This is a genomic window from Aquiflexum sp., from assembly GCF_977115555.1.
This window is the reverse complement of sequence record NZ_CDSBKL010000208.1, coordinates 1-7,301: the sequence shown is the minus strand read 5'-3', so window position 1 is coordinate 7,301 and position 7,301 is coordinate 1. Positions and strand designations below refer to the sequence as shown.

Sequence of the window (7,301 nt, the reverse complement as noted above, 5' to 3'; positions counted from 1 at the left end):
CATGATGCCGATGCGGGACGGGGTCAGGTTGGCCACTGACATCTATAGACCCAAAACGAGCCAAGCTGTTCCGATCATTTTTTCCAGGACGCCCTACAATTTCAATGCCTACCGGGATGGGGAATTGCAGGAAAGAAGCCTTCAAACGGCCCTAGAGGCTGTCAAAAGAGGCTATGCCTATGTAGTCCAAAACGAACGGGGCAGGTTCTTTTCCGAAGGAGAATGGGATATACTCGGGACTCCGCTGACAGATGGGTACGATGCTTTTACCTGGATGGCGGCACAGCCTTGGTCAAACCAAAAAATCGGTACCATCGGTTGTTCCTCAACTGCTGAATGGCAGATGGCGGTAGCTTCGCTCAACCATCCTGCTCATGTAGCGCTTGTTCCTCAGGCATTTGGTGCTGGAGTCGGAAGAATAGGCAATTACTATGAACAGGGCAATTGGTACCGTGGCGGTGCAGGACAGATGTTGTTTACGGCTTGGCTGTATGGTACCCAACATGACCCTATGGCACCCAAGTTGCCGGAAGGGATTTCGCAGGCAGATTTATTGAGAATACAAAGGTTTTATGACATGGCGCCAAGATATCCCAAAGTGGATTGGAAAGAGGGATTGGCACATTTGCCGGTTCAGGATATCATCAAAAATGTAAACGGTCCTCAGGGAGTTTATGAGGAAATGATCACTAGAAAGCCCAATGATCCAAAATGGTACGAAGGAGGTTTGTTCCATGACAATATGGAATTTGAAAAGCCGGCATATTGGTTTGTGTCTTGGTATGATGTTTCAACGAGTCCAAATTTAGCGATGTATAACCATATCCGGGCCAATGCCAAGGATCCAAAAGTGAGAGATAACCAATATCTGGTCATTGCCCCTACCCTGCATTGTGCCTTTACAAGAGCGAGTGAAAACACCATTGTGGGTGAAAGAAGTATGGGTGATGCCCGACTTCCGTACAATGAGATGACCTATGCTTGGTTTGATTATTGGCTCAAAGGAGATCCCAAAAAGGAAATGGCCAAAGTGACTTACTTTACCATGGGTTCCAACAAGTGGCAGACGTCCGACACTTGGCCGCCCAAAGAAGCTCAAATGACCACTTATTACCTGAACAGTGCAGGCAAAGCCAATACCAGAAACGGCGATGGTGTTTTAACCAATAAAAAACCCGGAAAAGACAATGCTGACACTTTCCAATACGATCCCATGAATCCGGTGACTTCCTATGGCGGCAATGTCTGCTGTACCGGAAATGCAGTACAAGGCGGGGCTTTTGACCAACAGGAAATGGAATTGAGGGAGGATATCTTGGTGTATACTTCCGAACCCCTTGCAGAAGGCATTGAAGTCAGCGGTTTTATTGAATCCAAATTATTTCTCTCTACCGATGTCAAAGACACTGACTTGACCATCAAGAGCATCGATGTTTATCCTGACGGCAAGGCGTATAACTTGGATGAAACCATCCAAAGGGTACGGTACAGGGAAGGCTATGAAAAAGAGGTGTTTATGGAATCAGGCAAAGTCTACGAAGTAAACCTGACGCCCATGTCTACTTCCAATTACTTTGAAAAGGGTCACCGCATCCGGATTGAAGTTTCGAGTTCCAATTTTCCGAGGTTTGATAGGAATATGAATACTGGAGGAAATAATTATGACGAAACAGAAGGTGTCATCGCAACAAATAAAATCCATCATTCCAGTAAATATCCTAGTTATGTCAGTTTGCCGATTGTGAGGAAATGAGTTGGGAAGTACGATTTACGAAGTTTGATTTACGAAGTTAGAAGTAAGAGGTGGGAAGTTGGAAATGTAAGGTAGGAAGGTTAGAATGATGATTGAATAATTCTGACTGGGATCAATGGAAAAGGCACAAAAGAGATCTAATGGTCAAAAATAGTTGGTAAAATACCTTCTAACAGTCTGATTTTAAATTAAATATGAGCACCTTATTGAAACCTGTTTCAATAAGGTTTTTTTGTTTCATGAAAACTTCAAAAAAAAAGGTGTTGGGCATGTGGTTTTCTTGACTCAATCAAGTGGGGAAAACAGGCTGGAAAGCAGCGGTATAAGTGTAAAAATTGTGGCATTCTCTTCACCGGCTCCAACCCCTCGGTAGCTAAAACCAATCGGTTTGTGTGGTTTGAAAAATGGATAGTCGGAAAGCGCACATTTGACCAATTGGTAACAGAGACAGGCCTGAGCAAGAGCACGGTTCAGCGGCTCTTTAAAAGGTATTTGAAAGAACCTCCGATGCTGAGTGTTTACCCTTCCGAGCGGGTAAATCTACTCATTGACGGCACATATTTCACCAAGGATTTATGCCTGATTTTGTATAGGGACAACACCGTCAAATTCACCCAGCTCTACCGGTTCAGCGATGGTGAACGATACGAGGAACTCAAAGAAGACCTGGAAAATCTGCTGATTCTTGGCGTTCAGATCGAATCAATTACCTGCGACGGACACAGGGCATTACTCAGGGCAATCCGCAAAGTCTGCCCACACGTCACCCTTCAGAGATGTGTGATCCATGTGCAGCGAATGTGCAGAATATGGCTTTCCGCCAATCCTAAAAGCATCCCCGGGAGGGAACTCCGAAAGATCGTCTCCACACTGCATCAGATCCAATCCAAACAAGAACTCAGTTACTGGCTACTGGAACTAGCAAATTGGGATGCCCGGCACCATCAGTTTGTTCATGAAAAAACGGTCAATCCCATAACGGGGAAATTTTGGTATAAACACAAACTGTTGAGACGTTCCTTTTATGTATTGACAAGTGCTTTGCCGAATCTTTTTGCTTACCTGGATAACCCTAGAATCCCAAAATCAACCAACGGTCTGGAGTCATTTTTCGGACATCTAAAAACCAATTTAAACATCCACCGCGGGCTCTCCACAAGAAATAGAAAAAGCTTCTTGAGGTGGTATCTATACTTCAAAAATTCAAGAAGAAAAGGTTTTCTTTAGCCATAGAACAAGAAGAATGAAGCATGAAAAAAGGCTCCCAAAAACGGGAGCCCCTTCATTCCACTTGGCAGGATTTATTGCTGGTAAGTTGCTCCTCAGCAGAGCTTACGTCCTCTTCAAACCTGCGTGATATTATAATAAATTTTTTAGTAAAAGTCACCAACTATTTTTGACCACATTACCTATCTAAATAAGAGTAAAACCTTCGAGCTCAAAAAGAGACCTCAAAGGTTGTTATTTGACATACTTTTCAAGCCATGTATTCATTTCCCAAAGGGTATGTAGAATAGATTCTTTGCCTGCATAGCCATGGCTTTCATGGGGAAGAAATACCAATCTTGTCGTTGCACCATGACCTTTCAAGGCATTGTAATACCGCTCGGATTGGATGGGGAAAGTACCCGAATTGTTGTCCGCTTCTCCGTGGATCAAAAGGATCGGGGTTTTGACTTTGTCTGCATTCATAAATGGCGACATCACATTGTACACATCCGGCGCCTCCCAATAGCTTCTCTGCTCATATTGGAATCCAAAAGGTGTCAAAGTCCTGTTGTAAGCGCCGCTTCTTGCAATGCCCGCTGCAAATAAGTTGGAATGAGAAAGTAAGTTGGCCGTCATGAAAGCACCATAAGAATGGCCTCCCACAGCGATTTTTTCACGGTCTCCGATTCCCTGACCCACGATGTAATCAATGGCTGCTTCGGCATTGGCCACAAGCTGTACTACAAAAGTATCATTTGGTTCTTCATCACCTTCCCCGACTATAGGCATCTCCGTTTGGTCCATGATCGCATATCCCTGCGTCACCCAATAGATCGGCGAACCCCAAGACAATCTGGTAAATTGGTATTTGGAACCCCGTACCTGTGCGGCGGTAGCTGCGGATTTGTATTCTCTTGGATAAGCCCACATCAGTACCGGCAATCTTCCGTCTTTGGCAGGGTCATAACCTTCCGGGGTATAAATTACAGCTGAAAGATTGAGTCCGTCATTTCTTTTGTAGGTGACGAGCTGTTTGTTGATTCCTTTGATAGATTCATAAGGATGGGCGAAGTTGGTAATCTGCATCGGGGCGATGCGCTTCTTGGTATTGACCAACCAATAATTGGGTTGGATGTCGGTGCTTTCTTTGATGGTAATAAATTCTGAGGCATCGGCATTGAGGACTTTGGCCACCCTTTCATAATATGGCGCTTGGCTCCTCCAAATGATTTTTTCAGTCTTCGTTTTGGTATTGAAAGCTGAAAGGTAAGGCATACTTCCTTCTGGACTACCGCCTTCAGAAGTCATAAACACCTCATCTCCTTTTCTCAGGATCACATTTTTGCCAAAAGCATTGGTGGTATATACAGGATTTCCGGGATCATTGTAGATGTCATCAGAATTGCGCTCGATGATTACATTGCCTTTTTCTCCAGGTTTGGAAGGATTAATGACAGATACCCTCTCCTGTCTTGTGGCAAACCATCTTTCATTCAAAAGGGCGAAGTTATCATCGGACCATGAAATTCCCGCAAAGCGATAGCCGATACTCGCTAACTTGGTTGGTGTGGCGGTAAAGGGGGCTTCCAAGGTATAGATGATTTCCCTTTCTTCCATTTTGACTTTTGGATCCCCGCCATCCTGTGCTTCTGTCCAATAAAGAGAAGCGCCTTTATCCGCTCTCCAACTGATGGACCTGGGGCCTTTTACAGTAGCATCAAATCCTGTCGGTCTGACTTCATCCAAAGGAATCTGTGCCAAAGTTTTGACTTTATTTCCTTTGCTGTCCCATATTTCTACATCATAAGGAAAACGGGAAGCGGGAACGAGGTAAGAAAACGGTTTTTTGATCAAATCCACCATGATATAATTTCCGTCAGGAGAAAGGTCAACGGACGAAATCAAGCCTGAGGGACCTACCGCTTGTTTGCTTCCGCTGAGGTCCACCAACATCAACTGCGAATCCATGAAGTAGGCAAACAATGCCTCATCATGGGAATTGGTCAGCAAATCCTGATAGGTACGGGAAGGAGCAGCATTTCCTGAAGTTTCCTGAATGATAGGTCCGGCAGGGGCAAGAGGCGCTTTGGGCATATTGCCTCGGCTTGGGTTGACCGCTTTGAGGAGGATTTTGTTATCAGGCGTCCAAGTGATGGCATTTCCATAGGCTCCATTGACGATTTCCTCTGTCAGTTTTTTGGCTTCCAAAGTGCTCAGGTCCACCACCCAAAGGCTAATGCCTGTATTGGAGGTGTGGGTCATGGCCACAAACTTCTCATCCTTTGAAAGGGAGAAATTGCCCAATCTTGGGGAAGAAGGAAGGCCTTTGATGTCTTGTTCCAATCCGGAACGGGTATTTTTTAATTTTACATTTTCCACATATCCTCCACGGCTTGGGCCGTTGGTGGCGGGATTGATGCGGATCCCTGCGATCCTCAGTTCAGGCTGCGCAAGTTCTTCGATAGAAGGATTTCCTGCACGCTCGAGAAGGAGCATAAATTCTCCCGATCTGCTGAAACTTGCCTGAGGCGTAATCGGTGCATTGACCAAATCAGCAATTGCTTTTGGTGGAGTCTGGTATGTTAAGGCATTCTGTGCCTTGATGGAAATGACTTCCCCAAAACCACATAGGCCAAACACCAAGATAAAACGATATAATTTTTTCATAGGAGAATATAAATTTTGGTTTGAAAATAAGGCAAATCCATGTAAGAGAAACAGGTTTTAGGCTTATTGGTTTGAAATTGCGTTTGAATGGAAATTTAAATTAAGAATTCAGAGTTAAAAATTATAGATTGGCTATGCCTTTTAAGACATAAAAAAAAGGTGTCTTTTGGACACCTCTTTTGTTCTATGAAATACAAATGATAAGTTATTTTCCTTCAGCCCCGATAGAAATCATGGCGCATCTGAATCCAATATGGTTGGTAGCAGAATCCTGATGGATAAATCTTCTGGTTCCCGGAGCAAGCCAATAAGCCATATCTCTCCATGAACCTCCTTTGTACACCCTGTAGTTGTCGTCAATCAAAGTCGTACCATAAGTTTCTGATTCGTCAAAGATTCCGTCTTTTCTCAAAGGGTTAAGGTCATCAAAATCCTGATAAGAAAGCGGTCTGTAAACATCCTGAACCCACTCGTTGACATTACCTGCCATGTTGTACAATCCGAAGTCATTTGGTGGGAAATCATATACGTTGGTTGGGATGATTTCGCCGTCGTTGGTTCGGCTGCCTGCAATACCTGCATAATCACCTCTTCCACGCTTGAAGTTGGCCAAGAAGTCACCCTGCTTACCCTGTCTTTTTACATTGTAAGGATTTCTCACACCCCTTCCATCCCATGGATAGATTCTGCCAAACTCCTGATTTTCGTCCATATATTGAACACCGATCATTGCTTTGGCTGCATATTCCCATTCTGCCTCACTTGGCAAACGGTATTCAGCGAAGGCAACACCTCTTTCGATCAGTTGGTTTTTGGTAAGTGAACTGTCCAATTCATTTCTTTCTCTTACAAGATTGGAAACAAATTCTGTCCTCCACTTGGCATAAGTATTTGCCTGAACCCAAGATACGCCTGCTACAGGATAGAAGTTAAAGCCCGGGAATCTGAAATAATAGGTGTCGTATACGTCATTGTATGACAATACACCGCCCCAAACTCCTTCAGCCGGTTCCAACTTTTTGATGGAATCTGCAGAAACTTTCTTTTTCATATCGAAAAGGAATTCCCTGTAGTCATTGTTGGAGATTTCGGTTTCGTCCATAAAGAACGAAGCGATGGTCACTGTCCTTTCAGCATTATCTCTGAAAGCCATGACATCCTGTTCCTGAGAACCCAATACGGCACGGCCACCTTGGATAAATTTCAAATTTGGACCGATTTCCTGTTTTGCAAGTCTGGTGACGACAAAATTAGAACTGTCATTAGCATCGAAGCTGTATTCCGCGCCCGTAGTAGGACTGGCTTTACCCGGTTTGGCGGCTGTTCTTCTGCCGTATCCCGGAGTTTTGTTACAAGACGATAGCAGCGCTCCTGCCACAAGTAACGCTGAAGCCAAAATTAAACCTGCTTTATTTTTCGCAAAAACCATAATATTTAACTGTTTTTAACCCTCAAATAGAACGCTAATATATAATCAATAATATCTTTATCACAATAATTTTTTTGACAAGTCCCTGATGATGAAATAGATTTTATGCAAGATTGTTAGAAATAATGCAAATTATTTTTCAGGAAAAGCAAAAATGATCTTGTTAAAAATTTTCAAAATTTATGCATTTTTCATCTCTTCAAGCCATTTTTTTTCTTTTTTAATGCTTTTTTCCTCACTGAT

The 7,301-nt window shown here is 43.6% G+C and carries 4 protein-coding genes; 2 read left to right on the top strand and 2 right to left on the bottom strand.

Translation table 11 applies throughout. The annotated features are described in order from the left end of the window. Window positions 1–1,753 (top strand): CocE/NonD family hydrolase (locus ACZFYI_RS12750; protein ID WP_462524513.1); only part of this gene is annotated, 1,753 nt, incomplete at its 5' end. A gap of 288 nt (window positions 1,754–2,041) precedes the next feature. After that, complete coding sequence (locus ACZFYI_RS12745; protein ID WP_462524514.1) at window positions 2,042–2,980, top strand: IS256 family transposase, variant Zn-binding type; 939 nt, start codon at window positions 2,042–2,044, stop codon at window positions 2,978–2,980. Window positions 2,981–3,214: 234 nt separating this feature from the next. On the opposite strand, the gene ACZFYI_RS12740 is transcribed toward ACZFYI_RS12745, so the two are convergent. Together ACZFYI_RS12740 and gldJ are read right to left on the bottom strand one after the other, a co-directional pair. After that, window positions 3,215–5,629, bottom strand: a complete 2,415-nt coding sequence (locus ACZFYI_RS12740) for an alpha/beta hydrolase family protein (protein ID WP_462524512.1) — start codon at window positions 5,627–5,629, stop codon at window positions 3,215–3,217. A 205-nt stretch (window positions 5,630–5,834) separates the two neighbouring features. Beyond that, window positions 5,835–7,058, bottom strand: coding sequence for a gliding motility lipoprotein GldJ (gene gldJ, locus ACZFYI_RS12735; protein ID WP_258422235.1), 1,224 nt, complete (start codon window positions 7,056–7,058; stop codon window positions 5,835–5,837). Between the last annotated feature and the right edge of the window lie 243 nt (window positions 7,059–7,301).